The sequence below is a fragment of the Salinicola sp. genome, assembly GCF_982684285.1.
This window is the reverse complement of sequence record NZ_CEXLVS010000506.1, coordinates 1-1,158: the sequence shown is the minus strand read 5'-3', so window position 1 is coordinate 1,158 and position 1,158 is coordinate 1. Positions and strand designations below refer to the sequence as shown.

Sequence of the window (1,158 nt, the reverse complement as noted above, 5' to 3'; positions counted from 1 at the left end):
ATGCGCACGCTCATCAAATTAGTGTTTTTTCTGGTCATTGTCGCTATCGCCGGACTGATAGCCATACCTTTTATCGTTGACCCCAATGACTATAAACAAGAAATTTCCACTCAAGTAGAAAAAGCGACTGGTCGAACGCTCACCTTGGAAGGTGATATCAGCTTATCTGTATTCCCATGGATAGCACTTGAATTAGGTCCGTTAACACTCAGCAATGCTAAAGGTTTTACCGCAGACAATTTTGCCCAAGTTCAAGCGGCTGAGATTCGCATTAAATTAATGCCCTTACTCAACAAACGGTTAGAAATGGACACCATTATTTTAGATGGTTTGGTGTTAAACCTTGAAAAAAACAAAGCGGGAAAAACTAACTGGCAAGATCTGACTGGCGAAGTTCAAGCTTCAGATAAAACGTCAGAGCCGACCGGAAAATCCGATGCCGGCGCTCCCGCCTTAGCGGCAATAAGCATCGCGGGCATAAGACTGACCGCTGCCAATATCTTATGGTCGGATGCGACTACCGCTGAAAGCTACAGCTTAGAAAACCTAAACCTTAATACCGATCCGTTGGTGCCTGGACAGCCTACCGCCGTGGAGATGAACTTTGATCTGGCAAGTTCAAAACCTCAAGCCAGAGCACATATCAGCCTAACAACAAACGTTATGGTTGATTTGAAAAATCAACAATATGCCCTTTCAGCTTTGCAGTTCACCACCCACGTTGAAGGCAAAGACTTACCTTTTTCATCCGCCGACCTTACCTTAAATGGTGACATCAATGCTGACATAATTAAGCAAGTGTTCACTATCGAAGGTTTAGCAGTCACCAGCCATGTCGAAGGTCAGGATCTGCCTTTCTCACAAGCTGACATTGCCTTAAACGGCGATATCAATGTTGATATGAGCAAGCAACTTCTTACTATCGAAGGCTTAACATTCACTACCCATGCACAGAAAGATAAACAAACTATTGAAGTTAAATTGTCAGCTGAAGTCTCAAGCAACTTAGCGAAGCAACAAACCAGTTTAAAATCACTAGAACTCATTGCAGAAATCATTGACCCAGCCTTACCAGGCGGCAAAACCAATATCGAGCTTAGCGCTGATATTGCTGCCGATCTGCAACAGCAATCACTACAGCTAAAAAACTTAATGGTT

1 protein-coding gene is annotated in these 1,158 nt (G+C 43.4%); it reads left to right on the top strand.

Annotated features, from left to right (window positions below; genetic code table 11):
• Positions 1-1,158 (top strand): AsmA family protein (locus AC3AYF_RS21495; RefSeq protein WP_487780500.1); only part of this gene is annotated, 1,158 nt, incomplete at both ends.